Origin of the sequence: Paraburkholderia sp. BR10954, assembly GCF_040965775.1 — a bacterium.
GTDB classification, from domain to species: domain Bacteria; phylum Pseudomonadota; class Gammaproteobacteria; order Burkholderiales; family Burkholderiaceae; genus Paraburkholderia; species Paraburkholderia youngii.
The window spans coordinates 1-768 of sequence record NZ_JBFRCK010000190.1; the positions used below are offsets into that span (position 1 = coordinate 1).

1 protein-coding gene is annotated in these 768 nt (G+C 62.1%); it reads right to left on the reverse strand.

Going from position 1 to position 768, the window contains the following annotated elements; translation table 11 throughout:
• On the reverse strand, window positions 1-768 hold a 768-nt coding region (locus AB4Y34_RS41785), incomplete at both ends, for an IS5 family transposase (protein WP_368719298.1).

A 768-nucleotide genomic window follows, 5' to 3' on the forward strand; every position in this document is an offset into this window, starting at 1 on the left:
TTCGGATCATCTCGCGTAGTCCACGTGTGATTCCTCGCCGTAATCCCGGATGGTAGATCTTCACGCCATCAACGATGACACCCTTGTAGCCGCGATCGACAACGGCCACTTCCGGCTTCACGTCACTGAGGATCGCCGCCTGCTCCAGCGCCTCCGCCAGCGTATGGCCGTCGTAGGGATTGCCAGGCATCGAACGCGCCCCGATCACCAGCCCTTCCTTGTGGGTCGTCGTGATCGACACCTTGACGCCGAATTCGTACGGCGTGCGGGCCTTGCCTTTGGCCAGACATTCGACTTCCGGCGCATGCAAGGCGTAAAGCTTGTTCCGGTCCTTCTGCTTCTGTGACAGGATCCGCCTGGTGCGGCCGATCAACTCCGTTAGCGCGCTACGCCCGGCGTCGGAAACTGAATCGAGCTGACGCTCCACATCACGCATCACCCGCCCAACGCGTGAGCGCAACGTGCGCAGCGCCTTCTTCATGCGCTTAAACTGCTTCGCATGGGCGTAGCGGCCAATCTGACGTGCCACGTGTGGCGCCTCGCGGTTGTAGTTCTGCCGCAGCTTCAATCCGTGTCGCGCCGCGGCCTTCACCAGATGTTCGCGACACCGCTCGAGCAGGCGCGAATCGGTTGGATGGGCGATCGCCTTTTGCATGACCGTCGTGTCGACGATTACGCGCTTCGCGCTTGAGGCCTTGATCACGCCCGCGCGCTTCGCCGCTTCGATCGTCTCGGCCAGCAGTTCTTCAACGCCAGCTTCACCCAGGC